General features: G+C 69.1%; 20 protein-coding genes and 1 tRNA gene. 6 read left to right on the forward strand and 15 right to left on the reverse strand.

Annotation, left to right across the window (positions count from 1 at the left end; all coding sequences use genetic code 11):
- Nucleotides 1-4: 4 nt before the first annotated feature.
- The 8 genes from pheS to JFB92_RS15835 form a co-directional block, all read right to left on the reverse strand.
- Complete coding sequence (pheS, locus tag JFB92_RS15800; protein ID WP_199040814.1) at nucleotides 5-1,072, reverse strand: phenylalanine--tRNA ligase subunit alpha; 1,068 nt, start codon at nucleotides 1,070-1,072, stop codon at nucleotides 5-7.
- Between the two features lie 223 nt (nucleotides 1,073-1,295).
- The gene (locus JFB92_RS15805; RefSeq protein WP_199040816.1) at nucleotides 1,296-2,102 is read right to left on the reverse strand and encodes a TrmH family RNA methyltransferase; all 807 of its coding nucleotides are present in this window, start codon (nucleotides 2,100-2,102) and stop codon (nucleotides 1,296-1,298) included.
- Nucleotides 2,103-2,486, reverse strand: a complete 384-nt coding sequence (gene rplT, locus JFB92_RS15810) for a 50S ribosomal protein L20 (RefSeq protein ID WP_199040818.1) — start codon at nucleotides 2,484-2,486, stop codon at nucleotides 2,103-2,105.
- A 49-nt stretch (nucleotides 2,487-2,535) separates the two neighbouring features.
- Nucleotides 2,536-2,730 (reverse strand): 50S ribosomal protein L35, encoded by a 195-nt coding sequence (gene rpmI, locus JFB92_RS15815; RefSeq protein ID WP_199040820.1) that lies wholly within the window; start codon nucleotides 2,728-2,730, stop codon nucleotides 2,536-2,538.
- An 80-nt stretch (nucleotides 2,731-2,810) separates the two neighbouring features.
- On the reverse strand, nucleotides 2,811-3,371 hold the full coding sequence (gene infC / locus JFB92_RS15820; RefSeq protein ID WP_233163358.1) for a translation initiation factor IF-3: 561 nt from the start codon (nucleotides 3,369-3,371) through the stop codon (nucleotides 2,811-2,813).
- Nucleotides 3,372-3,688: 317 nt separating this feature from the next.
- The gene (locus JFB92_RS15825) at nucleotides 3,689-4,135 is read right to left on the reverse strand and encodes a PH domain-containing protein (protein ID WP_199040822.1); all 447 of its coding nucleotides are present in this window, start codon (nucleotides 4,133-4,135) and stop codon (nucleotides 3,689-3,691) included.
- A 55-nt stretch (nucleotides 4,136-4,190) separates the two neighbouring features.
- Complete coding sequence (locus JFB92_RS15830) at nucleotides 4,191-4,586, reverse strand: hypothetical protein (RefSeq protein ID WP_199040824.1); 396 nt, start codon at nucleotides 4,584-4,586, stop codon at nucleotides 4,191-4,193.
- Nucleotides 4,583-4,888 carry a hypothetical protein gene (locus tag JFB92_RS15835; protein WP_199040826.1) on the reverse strand — a complete coding sequence of 102 codons (306 nt, stop codon included), beginning with the start codon at nucleotides 4,886-4,888 and terminating at the stop codon, nucleotides 4,583-4,585. Before JFB92_RS15835 ends, JFB92_RS15830 begins: the two co-directional genes overlap by 4 nt.
- A 121-nt stretch (nucleotides 4,889-5,009) precedes the next feature.
- Between JFB92_RS15835 and JFB92_RS15840 the strand changes: the two genes are divergently transcribed.
- From JFB92_RS15840 to JFB92_RS15855, 4 genes are all read left to right on the forward strand, one after another.
- Nucleotides 5,010-6,491: an aminopeptidase P family protein gene (locus JFB92_RS15840; RefSeq protein ID WP_199040830.1), complete on the forward strand. Its 1,482-nt coding sequence runs from the start codon at nucleotides 5,010-5,012 to the stop codon at nucleotides 6,489-6,491.
- A gap of 402 nt (nucleotides 6,492-6,893) precedes the next feature.
- The gene (locus JFB92_RS15845; RefSeq protein WP_199040833.1) at nucleotides 6,894-8,432 is read left to right on the forward strand and encodes a zinc ribbon domain-containing protein; all 1,539 of its coding nucleotides are present in this window, start codon (nucleotides 6,894-6,896) and stop codon (nucleotides 8,430-8,432) included.
- Nucleotides 8,429-11,152 carry an aconitate hydratase AcnA gene (gene acnA / locus JFB92_RS15850; protein ID WP_372451652.1) on the forward strand — a complete coding sequence of 908 codons (2,724 nt, stop codon included), beginning with the start codon at nucleotides 8,429-8,431 and terminating at the stop codon, nucleotides 11,150-11,152. Before JFB92_RS15845 ends, acnA begins: the two co-directional genes overlap by 4 nt.
- Before the next feature lie 125 nt (nucleotides 11,153-11,277).
- A complete protein-coding gene (locus tag JFB92_RS15855; protein ID WP_199040838.1) occupies nucleotides 11,278-11,739 on the forward strand; it encodes a DUF3291 domain-containing protein in 462 nt (153 codons plus the stop codon).
- Between the two features lie 65 nt (nucleotides 11,740-11,804).
- On the opposite strand, the gene JFB92_RS15860 is transcribed toward JFB92_RS15855, so the two are convergent.
- Nucleotides 11,805-12,944, reverse strand: a complete 1,140-nt coding sequence (locus tag JFB92_RS15860; RefSeq protein WP_199040843.1) for an FAD-dependent monooxygenase — start codon at nucleotides 12,942-12,944, stop codon at nucleotides 11,805-11,807.
- An 84-nt stretch (nucleotides 12,945-13,028) separates the two neighbouring features.
- On the opposite strand from JFB92_RS15860, the gene JFB92_RS15865 reads away from it, so the two are divergent.
- The gene (locus tag JFB92_RS15865; RefSeq protein WP_199040845.1) at nucleotides 13,029-14,081 is read left to right on the forward strand and encodes an NAD(P)-binding domain-containing protein; all 1,053 of its coding nucleotides are present in this window, start codon (nucleotides 13,029-13,031) and stop codon (nucleotides 14,079-14,081) included.
- On the opposite strand, the gene JFB92_RS15870 is transcribed toward JFB92_RS15865, so the two are convergent.
- The 6 genes from JFB92_RS15870 to JFB92_RS15895 form a co-directional block, all read right to left on the reverse strand.
- Nucleotides 14,074-14,892: an endonuclease/exonuclease/phosphatase family protein gene (locus JFB92_RS15870; RefSeq protein WP_199040848.1), complete on the reverse strand. Its 819-nt coding sequence runs from the start codon at nucleotides 14,890-14,892 to the stop codon at nucleotides 14,074-14,076. The two genes, JFB92_RS15865 and JFB92_RS15870, sit on opposite strands and share 8 nt — an antisense overlap.
- A gap of 78 nt (nucleotides 14,893-14,970) precedes the next feature.
- Nucleotides 14,971-15,891 (reverse strand): endonuclease/exonuclease/phosphatase family protein, encoded by a 921-nt coding sequence (locus JFB92_RS15875; RefSeq protein WP_199040851.1) that lies wholly within the window; start codon nucleotides 15,889-15,891, stop codon nucleotides 14,971-14,973.
- A gap of 119 nt (nucleotides 15,892-16,010) precedes the next feature.
- Complete coding sequence (locus JFB92_RS15880) at nucleotides 16,011-17,432, reverse strand: FAD-dependent monooxygenase (protein ID WP_199040854.1); 1,422 nt, start codon at nucleotides 17,430-17,432, stop codon at nucleotides 16,011-16,013.
- Nucleotides 17,433-17,672: 240 nt separating this feature from the next.
- Nucleotides 17,673-18,839 (reverse strand): VLRF1 family aeRF1-type release factor, encoded by a 1,167-nt coding sequence (locus tag JFB92_RS15885; protein WP_199040857.1) that lies wholly within the window; start codon nucleotides 18,837-18,839, stop codon nucleotides 17,673-17,675.
- 80 nt (nucleotides 18,840-18,919) lie between these two features.
- Nucleotides 18,920-19,645, reverse strand: a complete 726-nt coding sequence (locus JFB92_RS15890; protein ID WP_199040860.1) for a DsbA family oxidoreductase — start codon at nucleotides 19,643-19,645, stop codon at nucleotides 18,920-18,922.
- A gap of 78 nt (nucleotides 19,646-19,723) precedes the next feature.
- Nucleotides 19,724-20,044 carry a hypothetical protein gene (locus tag JFB92_RS15895; protein ID WP_199040862.1) on the reverse strand — a complete coding sequence of 107 codons (321 nt, stop codon included), beginning with the start codon at nucleotides 20,042-20,044 and terminating at the stop codon, nucleotides 19,724-19,726.
- 103 nt (nucleotides 20,045-20,147) lie between these two features.
- Between JFB92_RS15895 and JFB92_RS15900 the strand changes: the two genes are divergently transcribed.
- Nucleotides 20,148-20,219, forward strand: a tRNA-Val gene (locus JFB92_RS15900).
- Nucleotides 20,220-20,265 lie beyond the last annotated feature (46 nt).

Consider the following 20,265-nt stretch of genomic DNA (forward strand, 5'->3'; position numbering starts at 1 on the left):
CGGTCTATTCCTCCACTCGCAGGCCGGCGGGGAAGCGGACGTCCCCGTCGATGATGTCCCTCAGGTCGGTGATGCCGTGGCGCAGCATGAGCGCGCGATCGACGCCCATGCCGAAGGCGAAGCCCGAGTAGACGTCGGGGTCGATGCCGCAGGCGCGCAGCACCCGCGGGTTGACCATGCCGCAGCCGCCCCACTCGATCCAGCGGGGACCGTCCTTGTGGGCGGTGAACCAGACGTCGACCTCGGCGCTGGGCTCGGTGAACGGGAAGTACGACGGGCGCAGCCGGGTGACCGCATCGGGCCCGAACACCGACTTGGCGTAGTGGTCCAGCGTGCCCTTCAGGTCGGCCATGGTGATGCCCTTGTCGACCACGAGGCCCTCGGTCTGGTGGAAGACGGGCGAGTGGGTCGCGTCGACCTCGTCGGTGCGGTACACGCGGCCGGGCGCGACGGTGTAGATCGGCGGCTCCTGGGTGAGCATGGTGTGGATCTGCACCGTGGAGGTGTGGGTCCGCAGTACCATGTTCGAGCCGTACTCCCCGTCGCCGTCGGCGATGTGGAAGGTGTCCATCATGGTTCGGGCCGGGTGGTCGGGGTGGATGTTGAGCGCGTCGAAGTTGAACCACTCCAGCTCGACCTCGGGGCCCTCGCCGATCTGGTAGCCCATCGCGACGAACAGGTCGGCGATGCGGTCCATCTGGGCGCTGATCGGGTGGCGCGCTCCGGCCCGGCGCCGGGGGGCGCGGGCGGTGACGTCGACGGTCTCCTCGCGGAGGATCCGCTCGGCCTCGGCGGCCTCGAGGACGGCCTTGCGGTCCTCGTAGGCGGCGGTGATCTCGCCGCGGGCGGCGTTGACGTTGCGGCCGGCCTCACCGCGCTCTTTGCCGGGGAGCGACCCGATCGCCCTGCGCGCCAGCGACACGGGCGCCTTGTCGCCGAGGCAGGCGCTCCGGGCCGCGGCCAGCTCCTCGATGGTGGCGGCCGCTTCGACGGCCGTGATCGCTTCCTTTACGGCCCTGCTGAGGGCCTCGGGCTGGACGAGGCCAGCCTGGTTCTCGTTCTCGTTAGACATGCACTCTCTCCTGCGGGACCTTAAGGAGTCTAGGGAAGCCGCGCGGCTCGGCCGCAGCCCGCCGGAGGAGATGTGGGCAGCTAGCGCCGCAGCCCGCACCCGGCGGGCCGCATAAACGAGCGATAGCTGGAAGACATGAGGCAATCATACCGACATGCGTTGCGCCGAGGCACCGCCCCTGGCGGTGCGCCATGCTCCGCATGGCGACGCACCCGCGCTGAGCTCAAGACGCGAGACGCTGCTGCGCAGCGCTCGCGTAGAGACAGACTCCGGCGGCGACGGCCAGGTTCAGGCTCTCGGCCTTCCCCCAGACGGGGACGCCGACGCGGCGGTGGGCCAGAGCGGCGGTGGCCTCGTCGAGGCCGTGGGCCTCCGAGCCGAGCAGCCACACCGTCGGCGCGTCCAGCTCACCGTTCGCGCTCAGCGCGAACAGGTCCTCTCCCCCGGTGACGGCGGCGAGGATCTGGGCGTGGTCGAAGATGCCGAGCATCTCGGCGGTGTCGGCGCCGCGGATCACCGGCAGGTGGAACAGGCTCCCGGCCGAGGCGCGCACGCATTTGCCGTTGTACGGGTCGACCGAGTCGGTGCCGAACACCACGCAGTCGGCCCCGGCCGCGTCGGCGGCGCGCAGGACCGTCCCGGCGTTGCCGGGGTCGGTGATGCCGTGCAGGACCGCGACCAGGTTCGCCTCGGGAGGGAGCCGCTGGTCGAGGAAGCGGCAGGCGGCGATCAGGCCCTGGGGCGTGACGGTCTCGGCCAGCGAGGCCAGCGCCTCGTCGGTGGTCGGGTGCAGATGGACCCCGGCCGCGGCGGCGGCGTCGATCAGCTCGTCGTGCCTGGCGTCGGCCTCGATCGTGTAGAACAGGTCCTCGGCCGCCCCGGCCTCGACGGCCTCTCGCACGGCCTGCGGGCCCTCGGCGAGGAACCGCCCAGCCTTCTCGCGGCCGCGGCGGCGCTGAAGCTTCCTGGCAGCGACGACCCGGGACGATCGCGCCGTGAGCGCGTCCGTCCCGGGCTCGGTCTGCGACATCTAGCGCTCGGCCGGAGCGTTGACGTCCTCGGGCAGGGCCGCCTTGGCGACCTCGACCAGCGCGGTGAACGCGGCCTCGTCGTTGACGGCCAGCTCCGCGAGGATCTTGCGGTCGACCTCGACCTCGGCGAGCTTCAGCCCCTGCATGAACCGGTTGTAGCTGATGCCGTTGGCGCGGGCGGCGGCGTTGATGCGGGTGATCCACAACTTGCGGAACTCGCGCTTGCGAGCCTTGCGGTCCCGGTAGGAGTAGGTGTACGAGTGCAGCAGCTGCTCTTTGGCCTTGCGGTACAGGCGCGAGCGCTGGCCCCGGTAGCCCTTGGCCTCTTCGAGTACGGTGCGGCGCTTCTTCTTGGCGTTCACCGAACGCTTGACGCGTGCCACAGTTCTGTCTCCTTGCGGTTAAAGCGGAATGAGTCAAAGGGGGCGGGGGCTAGCGGCCCAGCAGCTTCCTGACCTGCTTCTGGTCGGCCTTGGCGACGTCGGCGCGCCCGTCGAGCTTGCGCTTCGTCTTCGAGGACTTGTGCTCCATCAGGTGGTTCTTGCCCTGCTGGCGACGCTGCAGTTTGCCGGAGCCGGTGACCTTGAAACGCTTCTTGGCACCGCTGTGGGTCTTCATCTTCGGCATCGTGGTTCTCCGTTCGATATGTAAACCCCGCGCCTGTAGCGGGCGCATGGCGCCCGCTTAGGCACGGATGGGTGGGCGGTCTACTCGGCCGCCGCGCGGTCACGGCCGCCCTTGCGGCCACCGCCTTTGGCGTCCCCGCCCTTGGGCCGGTGCGGGGCGACCACCATGACCATGTTCCGGCCGTCCTGCTTCGGGGCCGACTCGACCGCTCCGAGATCGGCGATCTCTTCGGCGAGCTTGTCGAGCAGGCGCCGGCCCAGTTCGGGACGCGACTGCTCGCGACCACGGAACATGATGGTGATCTTGACTTTGTCCCCGGCCGTCAGGAACCGCACAATGTGACCCTTCTTGGTCTCATAGTCGTGCGTGTCGATCTTCGGCCGAAGCTTCATCTCCTTGATCACGGTCTGCTGCTGGTTCCGGCGCGAGGCACGGGCCTTCTGGGCGGACTCGTACTTGAACTTGCCGTAGTCCATGAGCTTGCAGACCGGCGGTCGGGCGGTGGGCGCAACCTCGACCAGGTCCATGTCGACGTCGGCGGCCAGCTGCTGGGCCTTGTCGATCGGAACGATGCCGACCTGCTCACCCTGCGGGCCGACCAGACGCACTTCACGTGCCCGGATCTGGTCGTTAACGCGCAAATCGCTGATGGGGCCTCCTTGTTGCGATTCTCGCCGATACCGGCGTATCGGCGTCCCGAGTTGTTTCTTGGTTAACGCGAGCACGCCGGGTAACGCGCTCTCGCAGCAGGGCCCCAGTTCCCAATGAGAAAGCCCCGGCACGCAGCCAGGGCCCAATTCCGTGACACGGGTTCATAGCCGCTGTGCGGCGGCTGCCGTGTGCGACCCGTTCGCCTCTGCGGCTGCGGGTGGGAGCTGGGCTCCGCTTCAGGTGCGCGCCGAAGCACGCACGACTAGTAATTATACCTACATCCTACAGGCGGCGTCGCCGCAGGCCCCTATGACGTGCGCGACTGCTCCAGGAGGGCCCGCAGGTGCTTGATCGCGGCCGCGGCCCGCTCCTTGTCGGTAATCTGGATGGCCATGATCGAGACCTCGTCGTCGTCGGCCAGGGTGGCCAGCGCCCACTGCACCCGGTCGGGCAGGGCGACGTCCACGACGACCTCCCAGGGCAGGCGGTGGGTGGAGAAGACGTTGCGGATCTCGATGCCGTCCTCGTCGGCGCGCACCCGCAGCCGCAGGAACGACAGGATGACGCCGCCGCCGATCAGGCCGATTCCGACCATCCCGACCTGGTCGGCCCAGGTCACCGCGCCGCCCTCGGGGGTGGTCGCCCCCAGCGTGAACGACAGCGCGAAGGCCGACCCGGCGAACAGGATCGCGCCGATCCAGGCTCCGATCCGGGATTTGCGGGGCTTGTAGTCGAGGGGACCGACCTCGGTCATGGGCTTCGCTCCTACGGCGCTCATGCATGTCCCTTTCAGGGTTTCAGGGTTCCCCCTACGGCAGGTGGTCTATCTCCAGACCCGAGTCGAATGCCAGCAGAGTCTTCGGCTCGCCGGTCACAATGGGCCAGCCGGGGCGGTTCAGGCCACACCAGGCGACGTGCCCGGCCGCGATGTTGCCGTGCTGGCGCGAGCGGGAGAGCATCAGGCCCACGTCCCGGGCGGTCTTCTTGTCGAGGTCCATCACGACCGTCACCGGGAGCCCGAGCAGCACCAGCAGCGCGTCGCGGTCCCGGCGCCGGGCCTGCGCCCACGCCTCGGCAAGCGCTCCCGAGGGGATGGCGAGGACGACGTTCTCCTCGAGCGCGGTGAACACCACCGCCTGCGGGTAGGGCATGGAGGTGGCGAAACCGACGATTGCCGACACGTCCAGGATTCGGCCACCGATCACCTGGCGGCCTCCCCGGGTTCGTCGTTGACTCCCAGGACCTCGCGAGCCCAGGCCAGGTGCTCGGCGCTGGGCGCGTGGCCCTTGCGCTCGAACAGGTCTTGGAGCTCGCTGAGCGAGCGGTCGCGTTCGAGCCGTTCGGCCACGGCCTCGATGACGTAGTCGGAGACCGAGGCGGCACGCCCGATCGCGACGAGGCGCCGGATCTGCTCGGACTGCTCTGCCGGCAGGGCGACGGTCGAGCGTGAGGAATCCGCCCCGGCGCCGGGTGGCGGATTGAGCGACGAGTTCGCACGATCGGTCACGGTCTTCAGGTTAGCGCTCGGCCGGTCGCCGACGGTAGGGGACATGACCGGGAATCGGTCCCGGTGCAGCGCGGTACCGTCGGGAGGAACGCTTGCAACCCGAGCCGGAAGAAGGATCCGCATGGCCGAGAAGAAGTCAGGGGAGCGCCCGCACGACCCGCAGTTCCCGGAGAAGTTCCTGGAGTTCATGCGCTCGGGTTGGGGCTCGCTGGAGCTGGAGGCGTCCCCGCTGCCGCAGGCGGCCTACACGGCCCGCCGCCGCGAGGCGCTCTCGGCGGCGTTCCCCGGCGAGACGATCGTGGTGCCCACCGGGGAGGAGAAGGTGCGCGCCAACGACACGTTCTTCCGGTTCCGGGCCGGATCGGACTTCGCGTGGCTCACCGGAGACCTGGACCCCGAGGGCGTGCTGGTGCTGCACCCGGTCGCGTCGGGCCACGAGGCGGTGCTCTACCGGCGCGGCCGCGCCGGGACCGAGTCGGACGAGTTCTTCCGCTCGGCGAAGTACGGCGAGCTGTGGATCGGGCGCAAGCACTCGCTGGCCGAGGCCGAGACCCGCCTCGGGGTGGTCTGCCGAGACGTCGAGACGCTCGATGAGGCGCTGGCGGGCGCGGACCGGTCGAAGACGCGGCTGCTGCGCAGCTTCCACACCAGTCTCGACCGGCGTTTCGAGGCCGAGGAGCCGGAGAAGGACGAGGACGGCAATCCGAAGCCCACTCGCGACCGCCAGCTGGCCGCCGTGCTCTCGGAGCTGCGGCTGAAGAAGGACGCCTGGGAACTCGAGCAGCTCCAGGAGGCGGTCGACGCCACCGTGCGGGGCTTCGAGGACGTGGCGCGGATCCTGCCGGCGGCCGGTTCGGTCTCCGAGCGGCTCATCGAGGGCGTCTTCGGCGCCCGCGCGCGCCTGGAGGGCAACGGCCTGGGGTACGACTCGATCGTGGGCGCGGGCGCGCACGCGACCACGCTGCACTGGACGACCAACGACGGCCGCACCAAGACCGGCGAGCTGCTGCTGATGGACATGGGCGTGGAGAACCGCAATCTCTACACCGCCGACATCACCCGCACGATCCCGGTCGACGGCCGGTTCACCCGGCTCCAGCGGCAGGTCTACGAGATCGTGCACGCCTCGCAGCAGGCGGGGATGGACGTCATCCGGCCGGGCGTGGAGTTCCAGGAGATCCACCGGACGTGCATGCGGGTGCTGGCCGAGGGGCTGGACGACCTGGGCGTGCTGCCGGTATCGGTCGACGAGGCGATGAGCAAGGACTCCCTGGTCTACCGCCGCTGGACGCTGCACGGTTTCGGACACATGCTGGGCCTGGACGTCCACGACTGCGCCGCCTCCCGTCCGGAGCAGTACTACCGGGGCAAGGTCGAGGAGGACCACGTCCTGACCGTGGAGCCGGGCCTGTACTTCCAGGCCAACGACGAGCTGGTGCCCGCGGAGCTGCGCGGGGTCGGCATCCGCATCGAGGACGACGTGCGGGTCACCGCCGACGGCTGCCAGAACCTCTCGGAGGCGCTGCCGCGCGACGCCGACGAGGTGGAGACGTGGCTCGCGGAGCAGCGGGAGGCGGGACCGCGCTTGGCGGATCAGTCCTGAACGGGCTCGGTCGCCGCAGGTCGGTCGGGTCCGACGCCGACCCCGCGCGGGACCGGTTCGGCCTCAGCGTATAGTCCGATTTTAGGCTTATATCACCGCACCGGGCCGGCGGCGGCGATCAACACCGCACATTGAACCGCCCGCCGCCGCCGGCCACCAATCCCGATGCGAGAGCGATCTTCAGACTTCCCCGACACTCCGAGGGCGAGTCCGCGCGCCGGTTCACGGCTCTGCGGGCGGGCCCGAGGGTGGTGGTACGCTTGAGAAGATTTAACAAGACGGACGTACTGTTTTTGAATCGTGTGCCGCCGCTCCCCTCTCGGCCGACCTCCTTCGCCGACCGACGGTGCTGCGGCAGACTGAGGACATGCAGTGTGCGCCCACGGAGGGGTAGGTGAGTCCATGTTCGCACAAGTGACGGTCCTCACATCACCACTTCCTCTTGCCACATCCGATCGTTCTACCGGCGAAATATGCACACGAGTTCGACGGTGGTTGGAAGTGCTGGTCACACGGATCGCCTTTTCCAAGGTCCTCAACGCAGGCAAACTCTCCAAGCTTACTGAGCAGGCGCGGAGACTAGGGCAGGTGCGGTCACTGGTATGGCGACAGTTCGGCTCGACCAGCGGTGCGCACCTCAGCGCCCGAGAGGTGCGCGATCAGTGGATGAAAGACGGCACCGCGGCAACCTTCGATGTTCTGGCGAACGCCTGGAAAGAGACCGTTCGCGACACGGTGAAAGACATCGCGGCGAGCCGCGCCGCCGCGAAGCGACGAGTGCGCCGAGCGATTCACCTCCGCACGAGCGACGAAGCTGATAGGCGGCGCTTGTACGCGGCTCTGCGTTTCGACACATGGGTGGCCGATCCATGGCTCTCCCGCCAAATGCGAAAACACTGGAATCGCGGACGTAATCACACGCACAACCAGATCATGGTTCGCTCCGACAAATACCAGACATTCACCCTGAAGACGGGCGGTGATGTATGGCTGTCGATTCCGGGCTTGGCGAATCGCGAGCATGTAAAGATCCCATTGAATACAACGCTTGCACCCTCAGGGACCCTTCGATTGATACTTCGTGATGGCCGGGCGGAAGTCCACTACCAGATCGAGGCCGCCTCAATGAACTCATCGCACCGTCCCTCGGAGCAGCGCGAGATCGGAATCGACAAGGGTTACACCGAAGTCCTCACCGATTCCGAAGGGATTCGCCATGGGGCCGAGCTGGGGTCGCTGCTTATTGCTCGGTCGGATCGACTCCACCGGGTCAATGCTCGGCGTGCCAAGCTGCGCTCGATCGCTAACCGAGCCGAGGCGCTAGGAGACCGAGCCAAAGCCGATCGCATCCGTGCCAACAACCTTGGAAATATCAAGAAGCGCCGCGATACGGCGAAGTGGGAAGCACGCGTCCGCACTGTCACTTTCGAATCCGTCCATGCGGTGCTCGACAAGGCCTCCCTCATCGCCGCCGAGGATCTTACGAAGAGTTTCCCCAGCCACAAGCGGCTGGGAAGGAAGATGAACCGTCGCCTGGCGCAGTGGACCAAGGGTCTGACCGCCGAGGCGCTGCAAGCCGTGTCGGACCGCAGAGGTTCTGCGGTGCGGCTGGTCAACGCCGCCTACACGTCACAAGTCATCCCCGGCACTGGCGCCCTCGGCGTCCGCCACGGGGATGAGCTTCACTGCACTCAGTGCGGGGCCGTGTGGGATGCCGACCATGCCGCTGCGGTCAACATCCTAGCGAGAGCGAGCGACCCCGACATCGCCCTGTGGACCCCGCACACGCGGGTGAGACAGATCTTGCGGGAACGAACCGGCCGCCAACGGTCCAGACTGCCGGACCAGGACTCCAGCACCGCATCCCGATGCGAGTGCGGAGAGCGAATTATTCGGATGCTCGGATTCGAGCAACAGTTAAGGAAGCAGAACAAGTGGTGAGCACGGACTCCTTCGGCGCCCGCGACACGTTGCGGGTCGGCGACAGCGAATACGACATCTACCGGATCGACAGGGTCGAGGGCCACGACCGCCTGCCTTACAGCCTCAAGGTCCTGCTCGAGAACCTGCTGCGCAACGAGGACGGCGCCGACATCACCGCCGACCACATCCGCGCGCTCGGCTCCTGGGACCCGACTGCCAAGCCCAGCACCGAGATCCAGTTCACGCCCGCCCGCGTGATCATGCAGGACTTCACCGGCGTCCCGTGCGTGGTCGACCTGGCCACCATGCGCGAGGCCGTCCGCGACCTGGGCGGCGACCCGGCCCAGATCAACCCGCTCGCACCCGCCGAGCTGGTCATCGACCACTCGGTCATCGTCGACTTCTTCGGCCACCCGGACTCCTTCAAGCGCAACGTCGAGCGCGAGTACGAGCGCAACCGCGAGCGCTACCAGTTCCTGCGCTGGGGCCAGACCGCCTTCGACGAGTTCAAGGTCGTCCCGCCCGGCACCGGCATCGTCCACCAGGTCAACATCGAGCACCTGGCGCGCGTGGTCATGACCCGCGAGGGCACCGCCTATCCCGACACCTGCGTCGGCACCGACTCCCACACCACCATGGAGAACGGCATCGGCGTGCTCGGCTGGGGCGTGGGCGGCATCGAGGCCGAGGCGGCCATGCTCGGCCAGCCGATCTCGATGCTCATCCCCCGCGTCCTCGGCTTCAAGCTCACCGGCGACCTCCCGGCCGGCGCCACCGCGACCGACCTGGTCCTGACCATCACCGAGATCCTCCGCGAGCACGGCGTGGTCGGCAAGTTCGTCGAGTTCTACGGCGACGGCGTCGCCAGCGTGCCGGTGGCCGACCGGTCCACGCTCGGCAACATGAGCCCGGAGTTCGGCTCCACCTGCGCGATCTTCCCGATCGACGAGCTCACCGTCGACTACCTGCGGCTGACCGGTCGCGACGAGGAGCAGATCGGGCTGGTCGAGGCCTATGCCAAGGCCCAGGGCCTGTGGCACGACCCGAGCCGCGAGGCCCGGTACTCGGAGTACCTCGAACTCGACCTGTCGACCGTGGTGCCGTCCATCGCCGGGCCCAAGCGCCCGCAGGACCGCATCTCGCTCGACAACGCCGACCACCAGTGGCGCCGCGACATCGCCAATTACGTGTCGACCGACGAGGGCAGCCGCGAGTCCTTCCCGGCCTCCGACACCCCCGCCGAGACGCCGAACGGGGACCGGCCCCGCGACCCGCAGACGGTCAAGAACGAGAACGGCGAGTTCGAGCTCGACCACGGCGCGGTCGTGATCGCCGCGATCACCTCCTGCACCAACACCTCGAACCCGTACGTCATGGTCGGGGCGGGGCTGCTGGCCAAGAACGCCGTCGAGGCCGGGCTGGACGTCAAACCGTGGGTGAAGACCTCCCTGGCGCCGGGCTCGCAGGTCGTCACCGGCTACCTCACCCGCGCCGGGCTCTCCGGCTACCTCGACAAGCTCGGGTTCAACCTGGTCGGCTACGGCTGCACCACCTGCATCGGCAACTCCGGTCCGCTGTCCGAGGAGATCTCGGCCGCGGTGCGGTCCGGAGACCTGGCCGTCACCTCGGTGCTTTCGGGCAACCGCAACTTCGAGGGCCGCATCAACCCCGATGTCAAGATGAACTACCTGGCCAGCCCGCCGCTGGTGGTGGCCTACGCGCTCGCCGGGACGATGGACCTCAACCTGACCACCGACCCGCTCGGCAAGGGCACCGAGGGCCAGGACGTGTACATGCGCGACATCTGGCCGTCGCTCGAGGACATTCGCGAGGTCGTCGAGGGCAACATCGGCCGGGAGATGTTCCTCAGCGAGTACGCCTCGGTGTTCGAGGGCGACGAGACCTGGAAGGGTCTGCCGATCCCGACCGGCGACACCTTCGAGTGGGAGGACGCCTCGACGTACGTGCGCAAGGCCCCCTACTTCGAGGGCATGCCGGCCACCCCGGCGGCGGTCGAGGACGTGTCCGGGGCGCGCGTGCTGGCCAAGCTCGGCGACTCGGTGACCACCGACCACATCTCCCCGGCCGGCGCGATCAAGGCCGACTCGCCCGCGGGCGAGTACCTGGAGTCGAAGGGCGTGAGCCCGAAGGACTTCAACTCATACGGCTCGCGGCGCGGCAACCACGAGATCATGGTGCGCGGCACGTTCGCCAACATCCGCCTGCGCAACCAGCTGGCCCCGGGCACCGAGGGCGGTTGGACCCGCGACTACACGCGGGCCGAGGCGCCGGTGACGACCATCTACGAGGCGGCCCAGAACTACGCGGCGGCCGAGGTGCCGCTGGTGGTCCTGGCCGGCAAGGAGTACGGCACCGGCTCCAGCCGCGACTGGGCGGCCAAGGGCACGCGCCTGCTGGGCGTCAAGGCCGTCATCGCCGAGTCCTATGAGCGCATCCACCGCTCGAACCTCATCGGCATGGGCGTCCTGCCACTCCAGTTCCCCGAGGGATCCTCGCACGAGAGCCTGGGCCTGAGCGGCGAGGAGACCGTCTCGATCACCGGCATGACCGGGATCAACGACGGCATCCCCGAGACGGTCAGGGTCGAGGCCGTCTCGCCCGACGGCGAAGTGACCGAGTTCGACGCCACGGTCCGCCTGGACACCCCGGGCGAGGCCGACTACTTCCGCAACGGCGGCATCCTGCAGTACGTGCTGCGGAACCTGCTGGACAAGTAGCGATCCGAAGCGTGCAGAGGGGCGGGCCGCGGCCCGCCCCTCTGCGTGTCTCGGCGAAAACCCAGTCGACTGGGTTTCGGCGCCGGGCATTGACCGGCGGGCGGGTCCGCTGTCAGGCTCGTTGAATGGGAACCCCGAATTACCATCTCGCGCAGGTCAACGTCGGACGGATGCTGGCCCCGCTGGACTCCCCGGTGATGCACGGCTTCGTGTCGAACCTGGACCGGGTCAACGCCGCCGCCGAGGCCGCCGAGGGCTTCGTGTGGCGGCTGGTCGACGACGGCGGCGGCAATGCCACCGGGTACCGGTTCTGGGACGACGAGTGGATGATCATGAACTTGTCGGTGTGGACCTCGCCGGAGGCGCTCGACGCGTTCGTCTACGGCGACGACCACCGGCCGATCCTCCAGCGGCGCCGAGAATGGTTCGAGCACCTCAAGGAGGCGTACGCGGCCATGTGGTGGGTCCCGGTCGGCCACGACCCGACCGTGCAGGAGGCCGAGAAGAAGCTCACCCTCCTGCGCGAGCGTGGTCCGAACCCCGAGGTGTTCACCATGAAGGAGAAGTTTCCGAAGCCGAAGGCTTAGGGAACCGTGAAGCACAGTCCGAAGCCGAAGGCTTAGGGAACCGAGAGGCGCGACCCGAAGCCGGGTCAGTCCGATGCCGGCGGTTTCCAGGAGAACACCGGGTCGAAGCGGTTGAGCCCGGCTCTCGGCGCTATTCGAGTCATCGCGCGGATGGCCGTGTCCCGCGCCGCGATCGCCAGCCGGTTTCGCATCAGCGCGAGTTTCATCGTCGAGTGCGAGTCCTTGACGATCTTCATCGTGCGCGGCAGCCGTGCCCGCGTATAACCGGCCAGGCCGTCGCCATGGGTGACTTCGTGCGCGAGCACCACCGCGTCCTCGATCGCCTGGCACGCGCCCTGGCCGAGGTGCGGTGTCATGGCGTGCGCGGCGTCACCGAGGATCGCGACCTTTCCCTTGTGGAAGGCGGGAAGCCTGGTCGCGATGTGGTAGACGTCGTTGCGCAGCACCGACTCCGGTTCGACCGACGCCAGCAGCTCGGGCAGTGGGTGGGCCCAGTCGCCGAACTTGTCGAGCAGGACCTTCCGCTCGTCGTCGGAGCGCTCCCCGGCCGGGGCGAGGGCGGCGGCGTACATATAGAGCGCATCGCCGGCCAGCGGCATCGTGGCGATGACTCCCGCGCGGCCCCAGTACTCGATGCCTCCGACCCGCATGGGGACGTCGTTCAGGAGCAGCCGCCAGGCGGTCTCTCCAGCGTAGACGGGACCGGGGTGGTCCGGGAACAGGCCGGTGCGGATGGGCGAGCGCACGCCGTCCGCGGCGACGATCAGGTCCGCCTCGGTCTCTCCGGCCGCGGTCGACACCGTGCCGCGGTCGGAATCGACGCTGGTGACTTCGGTGCCCAGCCGCAGCGTTCCGGGCTCGAGTCCGTCGGCGAGCGTATCCAGGAGGCCGGCTCGCGGCAGCACTACCGCGACGTCGCCCCAGCGGGCCTTCGCCGCCTCCTGGTCGGTCTTGACGAGCCACGTCCCGTCGTGGCGGCAGACGCCGGCGCTCGCCTCGCCGAATGCCGCGAGTTCGCGGACGCGGTCGCCGAGGCCGAGCACGTCGAGCGACCGCAGGGCGTTCGGGGCGATCGCCAGGCCCGCTCCGATCTTTTCGAGCCGGGCCGCGCGTTCGTAGACTTCGACGCCCCATCCTTTGGATCGCAGCGCCAAAGCGGCCGCGAGGCCACCGATGCCCGCACCGACCACGACCGCTTTAGCCATGCGAATCACCATACGCCCACCGCGGCTTCGGTGAGGGACCCCACTGAGCGGAATCCCGTTCAGGCCGCGACCGTTGAATCTGGCATGGAACGCGAGGTCGAGGTGGTCGTGATCGGGGCCGGTCAGGCCGGTCTGTCCGCCGCGTACTTCCTGCGCAAGCACTTCGAGCCCGGGACCGGGTTCGTCGTGCTCGACCACGCCCCCGCCGCGGGCGGAGCCTGGCAGTTCCGCTGGCCCACTCTCACGTTCAAGACCGTCAACGGCGTCTACCAGCTTCCCGGCATGCCCGTCCCCGAGCCCGAGGAGTCGAGGCCGGTCGCCGAGGTCATCCCCGGCTACTTCACCGAGTACGAGCGGCGCTTCGACCTGCGCGTGCGGCGGCCGGTGTCGGTCTCCTCGGTCCGGTCCCTGGCCGACAAGCGGCTCGAGGTCGCCACCGACCACGGCGCCTGGATCGCCCGCGCCCTGATCAACGCCACCGGGACCTGGGAGCGGCCGTTCTGGCCGCGCTACCGCGGCCAGGGGACCTTCGCCGGCCACCAGCTGCACACCGCCCAGTACCGCGGGCCCTGGGAGTTCGAAGGCGAGCGCGTGGCCGTGATCGGCGGCGGCATCTCGGCGATCCAGCACCTGCTGGAGATCGATCCCCTGGCCTCCGAGACGCACTGGTTCACCCGGCGTCCGCCGCAGTGGCGCGACGACGAGTTCAACCCCGACCGGGGCCGGGAGGCGGTGGCCATGGTCGAGGAGCGGGTGCGGCGGGGCCTGCGCCCGCGAAGCGTCATCAGCGTCACCGGCGTCCCGCAGACGGCCGAGATCCGGGCCGCGCGCGAGGCCGGAGTCCTGGACCGGCGGCCGATGTTCGACCGGATCGGACCCGAGGGCCCGGTCATGGGCGACGGCCGGGTGATCGGGGTCGATGTCCTGCTGTGGGCCACGGGGTTCCGGGCCGCGCTGGACCACCTCGCGCCGCTGCGTCTGCGCGGGCCGGCCGGCGGGATCACCATGGACGGCACCCGCGTGGAGGCCGATCCGCGCATCCACCTGGTCGGCTACGGGCCGTCGGCGAGCACGATCGGGGCGAACCGGGCCGGCCGGGCGGCCGTGCGCGAGGTCCGCGAGCTGCTGGCTAGCTGAGGCGGAGCAGGGCCTGGACCGGCCAGTGGTCCGAGGGCGTCAGGTCGCCCTCGACGTGGGTGTTGACCGCGGCGGCCAGGACCTGGATCTCGGGTCGCACCAGGATCCAGTCGATCCGCTTTCCGCCCTCGACGGGCTCGGTGTTCCAGTTGTTGAACGTGCCCCATGCGGGGGTGAGGCGCTTCTCGGCGGCCTCCCAGGCGTCGTCGAGTCCGTCGGCGGTGAGGGTCGCGTAGGGCTTCGAGCCGGGAGCGCAGTTGAAGTCGCCGGCGATGACCACCGGGGAGCCCAGGCGCTCGGCGAGCGCGGCGTTCAACTGCGCGCCTTTGCGGCGGGCCCGGTCGGAGCGGTGGTCGAGGTGGTTGTCGACCACGCAGAACTCGGCGCCGGTCTTCTTGTCGGCGAAGCGGATCCAGGTGAGCATGCGGGGCAGGCCGCTGCCCCAGGCGCGGGATTCGGGGACGGTCGGGCGCCGGGAGATCCACTGGTGGTCGTACTCGAGCGGAGTGAGCCGCTCGCTCTCCCAGAAGATCGCGGTGGACTCGCCGCGGCTGCCGCCGCGGGTTCCCAGGTGGAGCCAGTCGTAGCCGTCGAGGCCGTCGCGCAACTCGATGAGCTGGCGGAACCGGCCCTCCTGGGTGCACAGCACGGTCGGCCGCTCCCGGACGACGACGGCGGTGACCAGGGGTCGCCGCTTCCACCACGAATGCGGGGCGCTGCCCGAGGCGACCCGGAGGTTGTAGGTCATGACGTGCAGGTCCGGGGCCGAGGCCGCGCCGATGAGCGGGCTCTCGCGGTCCGTGTCGCTCATGGGCAGACGATAACCGGCGGGGGCCGCCCCCGCCGGTCATTCATGTCGGACTTCACTTGGATCGGGGCTCGCCGCCGGTCACGGCAGCGAGACGAGCGCCTGCGCCGGCCAGTGGTCGGAGGGGGTCAGGCCGTCGTCGGAGTAGGTGTTGACCCCGGCCTTGACGACGCGGACGTCGGGGGTGGCCATGATCCAGTCGATCCGGTTGGCCTCGGTGCTCGGTTCGGGGTCCCAGCCGTTCCAGGTGCCGTATTCGGGCGTGACCTGCTCTTCGGCCTCGTCGAAGGTGTCGACCAGGCCGCCGTCGAGGAGGATCTGGTGGGTCGGCGTGCCCGGGACCTGGTTGAAGTCGCCGCCGACGAGGACCGGCGCGTCCCATTCGGAGACGAGGTCGGCGTTCATCTGCGAGCCCTTCTGGCGGGCGTTCTCCGACTGGTGGTCGAAGTGGTTGTCGACCGCGTAGAACTCCTTGCCGGTCCGGAGGTCCTCGAATCGGATCCAGGTGAGCATCCGCACCACGTTGTTGCCCCAGTCCTTCGAGGCGATCAGGCGGGGGTTGTCCGAGAGCCAGAGGTGGTCGTACTCGAGGACCTTGAGCCGCCGCCGGCCCCAGAAGATCGCGGTGGCCTCGCTCTGGCTGCCGCCGAGGCGGCCCAGGTGGATCCAGTCGTAGCCGTAGACGTCGTCGTGGAGGTCTTGGAGCTGGCCGTACAGGCCCTCCTGGGTGTACAGGATCGTCGGCCGCTCGCGCCGGACGACCCGGCTGACGAGCGGGCGGCGCTCCTCCCAGCTGTGGGGCGGGCCGTCGCCGCCCTCGTAGCGGATGTTGAAGGTCATCAGGTGGATCTGGTCGCCGTGGGGTCGGCCGATCAGGCCGCGCCCGTGGAAGCGGGACTCGTCGGCGGAGGCGGCCTCGGAGGTCGCGCCGGTGCCGACCGCGGTCGCGCCGACCGCGAGGGAGGCGCCGAGGACGTTGCGTCTGCTGATGTTGTGCGACATGAGTTCCCTTGGGTTCGGGGGAAAGCTGGGTACACCGAGAGTCCACGGCATTCGCGGCCCCGACGCCACTGCGGAACCGTGAACTCTCGGCTAATACCCTCTGTCACACGACATAACGGTCAGGAGCGTCCAGTGTGGGCGGTGAGGTAGTCGCGGATCGCCTCGGGGTCGTCGCCGCCGGCCCAGCCGATGTAGCCGTCGGGGCGCACGACCAGGGCCTCCCCGTCGGGGTCCGTCGAGGCCGCGCTGGTGACCACGCCGTCGATCTCGAACTTCTCGGTGCTGTCGAGGACGGCGAACCGCCCGCCTCGCAGGGCCTCGTACAGCCGGGCGCCGCCGGCCAGGTCGCGGTCGGCGGCGCGGTGGCCCACCAGGTGGTTCTCGCCGTGGTCGTGGCCGTACCGGATGCCGACGCCGCTGATCATGCCCATCGCCTTCTCCTGCAAGGGCTTGATGTGGAGGGCGGCGGCCGCCGCGAGTCCGCCGATCGCGGCCTTGACGCGTGAGCGCTCGGCGGCCAGCCGGATCATCGCGCCGCTGGAGCGCAGGACCAGCTTGCCGACCGGGTGGCGCTCGTCGTTGTAGCTGTCGAGCAGTTCGGGGTCGGCGCCGCGGAGCACTGCGGCGAGCTTCCAGGACAGGTTTGCCGCGTCCTGGAGGCCGGTGTTCATGCCCTGGCCGCCCGCCGGTGAGTGGCAGTGGGCCGCGTCGCCTGCCAGGAAGACGTTGCCGTCCCGGTAGTCGGGGACCTGTCGCTCGTCGGAGTGGAACCGGGAGATCCAGCGGGGGCTGTGCATCCCGAAGTCGGTGCCGAACGCCAGGCGGGCGGCCTCCTTGATCTCTTCGAGGTCGATCGGCTCGTCGTCGCCCTTCTGGTCGGCGCTGTTCCAGGCGAAGATCCGCCAGTACTCGTCGCCGAAGGTGGCGACGAAGCAGAAGGCGCCGTTGATGCCCTGGATCGCGGGGCTCTCGGCGGGCGGTTCGTTGAGCTTGACGTCGGCGAGCATGATCGACTTCAGCACGGACTCGCCGGGGAAGGGCATGCCGACGGCCTGCCGCACCGCGCTGCCGACGCCGTCGGCTCCGACGACGTAGGTCGCGGTCCAGTCGCCCTGTTCGGTGTGGACGGTGACGAGGCCGTCGCTCTGGTCGATCCCGGTGACCTTGTGGTCGTAGTGGAACTTCGCGCCGGCGTCGAGGGCGCGCCGCAGCAGGACCTTCTCGACGTTGTACTGCGGCGTCATCAGCAGGTACGGGAAACGGGACTCGAGGTGGGCCAGGTGGAGTGTGACCCGGTTGAACAGGCGGATTCCGCCGAGCCGGGCGCCGCCGAGGGACAGCAGCTCCTCGGCCAGGCCGCGGGCGTCGAACTCCTCCATGGTGCGGGCGTGGACGCCGAAGGCGCGGGAGAGGTTCGAGAGGTCGGATCCGCGCCTTTCGAGGACGGCGACGTCGATTCCCGCTTCGGCGAGGTCGCCCGCGAGCAGGAGGCCGGTGGGGCCGGCACCGACGACGATGACTTGAGCCTGGTTCTCAGACATGGCATGTCCCCCTTGGGGTGTGAGGCGATGACTTTAATTCATCACTTGATGAATTAAAGATAGCAGCCGCGGGCACGCAAACAGAACCCCTTGGGGAGCATTCAAAGAGAGATACGGGCCACATGAGCCGAAGCGACGCCCGGAAACGTAATCAGGGCCGCGGGTGGTGAGAAACCCGCGGCCCTGTTCGTACTGCCGGGACCAAGTTAGCATAGGCTAACCTAATCCTCAAGTGGGGGGTCACCAGCGCAGGAACGCGCCGACCCCTTCGGCCTTCTCCGGCAGGCGCACCCCGTCACCGAGGATCGACACCCGCGCGTCCGAGGCCAGGGCCATCTCGATCATCTGCTCCCCCAGCCGCGCCTCGGCAACGGACGTGGCCGCGTCCGCGTCGCCCGGGACCAGGCCGTCGGCCAGGACCGACCCGGGCGGGATGCGACGGCCGCTCCAGACCGAGTCGAACTCCAGCAGCAGCCGGTCGGCCCGGCCGGCCTGGAGTGCCTCCACGGTCTGGGCCGAACCGAGCGCGGCCTTCGGCGGCGCCTCCCGGAAATCGGCCGCCAAGCGCTCGTCGCGCGCCCGGCGCGCCCGGGCCGTCTCGGGAGCCAGGGTCTGCTGAATCTGAGCCGGGCTGGCCTGCCTGAGCACCCGCTGCGAGGCGACCACCTCGGTCTTCAGGGCGCTGCTCAGATGCTTCGAGGCCGCCTCGACCAGTTCCGGCTCGCCGGTGACGAGCAGGAACTCCCAGCCGAAGGCCGTCACGTGGTTCTCCAGCGTGGTGTGGGCGGCGGCCAGGAAGCGGGTGAGGTGCTCATTGAGGCGGACGTCGAACAGGTCGGTCTGGGTCACCCCGCTCTGCCCCTGGCGCTTGCCCCAGGGATTGCGCTGGGTGGCAGGGCCGACGAGTTCGCGCCACTCCTCGGTGTGCGCCTCGAAGGACAGCCCGGAGATCTCCGAGCAGCGGCCGAATCGGCTGTCGAGGATGCGCATGCCCTTGCCGTCGACGACGGCGATGCCGACCGGCGAGCCTTCGGCCCAGGCCGCGAACATGGGCGAGATATGAGAGCGCGGCGCGAGAGCGACGCGGTCGGTCAAGGGCGTCTGCATCTCGACGGTGTAGCTCTCGCCGTCGCCGAGCGGGATGAACAGGGCCCGCCCGACACCCGGGGCGCCGGGGTCGACCAGGCGCTCGATCTCCAGATCGAGATCGCGGAGCCGCCGCTTGAGCACGTCCTGCAGCTGCGGCTCGACCGACTCGAGCAGGGTCTTGACGCCCTGTTCGAGCCGCTTCTTCCAGGGCGGCTGCGATCCCTCCTGCCGGGGGTCGGCGTTGACGTAGAGCGAGAGCACGCCGGTTTCGTCACGCAGGTTCACCAGGCGCAGTTGCGTCTCGCGGTCCATCGGCATAGCGGCCTCCTCCTGTCGAGCGGGATTCGCCTCAGGATATTCCCGCAGAAGGCCTTCCGTGAACGTTTCGGCCGCTGAGGCTAAACGGCGCAGCCCTCGGGGCCGCACGCTTCGGCCCCTTCACCGCCCTCGATGGTGGTGATCTCGGGCCGCCTTTCGCCCCAAGCCTTCTCGAGGATCTCCGCGAACAGCTCGGTCGGCTGGGCGCCGGAGATGCCGTATTTGCCGTCGATGACGAAGAAGGGCACCCCGGTCGCCCCGAGCGCGGCGGCCTCGGCCTCGTCGCGCCGGACGGCGTCGCGGTAGGCCGATGGGTCGTCGAGGACCTCGACGACCTCGGTCCGGTCGAGCCCGGCCGAGACGGCGACCTCGATGACGCGCTCGCGGTTCCACAGCGAGTCCTCGTCGGCGAAGTTGGCCTTGTAGAAGGCGTCCCAGGCCGCCGGCTCCAGTCCGCGGTCGGCGGCCAGGTGCAGCAGGCGGTGCAGGTCGAAGGAGTTGCCGTGGTCGCGGCCCTCGGTCCGGTACTCCAGTCCCTCGGCCGAGGCGAGGCCGCCGAGCTTGTACTCGTTGGCCTGCGCCTGAGCCGGACTGATGCCGTACTTCTCGGCGATCATGGGCACGACCTCGGTGACGTCGGCCGGGTCGCGCTCGGGGTCGAGTTCGAAGGAACGGTGCCGGACCTCGACCTTGTCGCCGGAGTCGAACTGCCGCACGGCCTTGTCGAATCGGGCCTTGCCCACGTAGCACCAGGGGCAGGCGATGTCGGACCAGATTTCGACGGAAAGAGTCTCAGTGTCGCTCACCCAGGCTCGAACGCCGGGCGGGGAACTCGTATTCCACCGGCCGATGCGCGGGTGACCACGGTTACCGCCTTCTCTGGCTCAGCGCGTGGCGATGAGCCGCCGCACCGGAATCGGCATGGACGCGCCCAGCCGCGAGCAGGCCCGCAGCCGCCGCTCGGAGGCCGAGGGAAGATACAGCGAGTCCAGGAACACCTCGGCGTCCTCGACCCCGCCGAGCCTGAAGACGAACCGCCGCCGCTCCTCCCCGACCAGCGTCAATCCCGCCTCACCGAAAAGCGCCGACACCAGCCACTCGTACGGCCGCCGCCCACCGTCGAACTCCCGCCCGAGCACCCGCTCGGTGATCCCGGGCCGCTCGGCGTGAAACCGCCCCACATACCCGGCCCAATCGTCGCCCATCCCGCCAGGCTACGACCGACTGAGACCCCGAACACCCTGGACTCGCACCCAAGCCAACGTTCGGGTACCCTATGTCACGCTCGGCGCGCCCCCACGCGCCCAAGGGTGCTTAGCTCAGCGGTAGAGCGCTGCCCTTACAAGGCAGATGTCACTGGTTCGAACCCAGTAGCGCCCACAGAGTCGGACATATAGGCAGTTACATCTCATATCAAATGATCCGG

The sequence above is a fragment of the Glycomyces salinus genome, from assembly GCF_016428645.1.
GTDB classification, from domain to species: Bacteria; Actinomycetota; Actinomycetes; order Mycobacteriales; family Micromonosporaceae; genus Glycomyces; species Glycomyces salinus.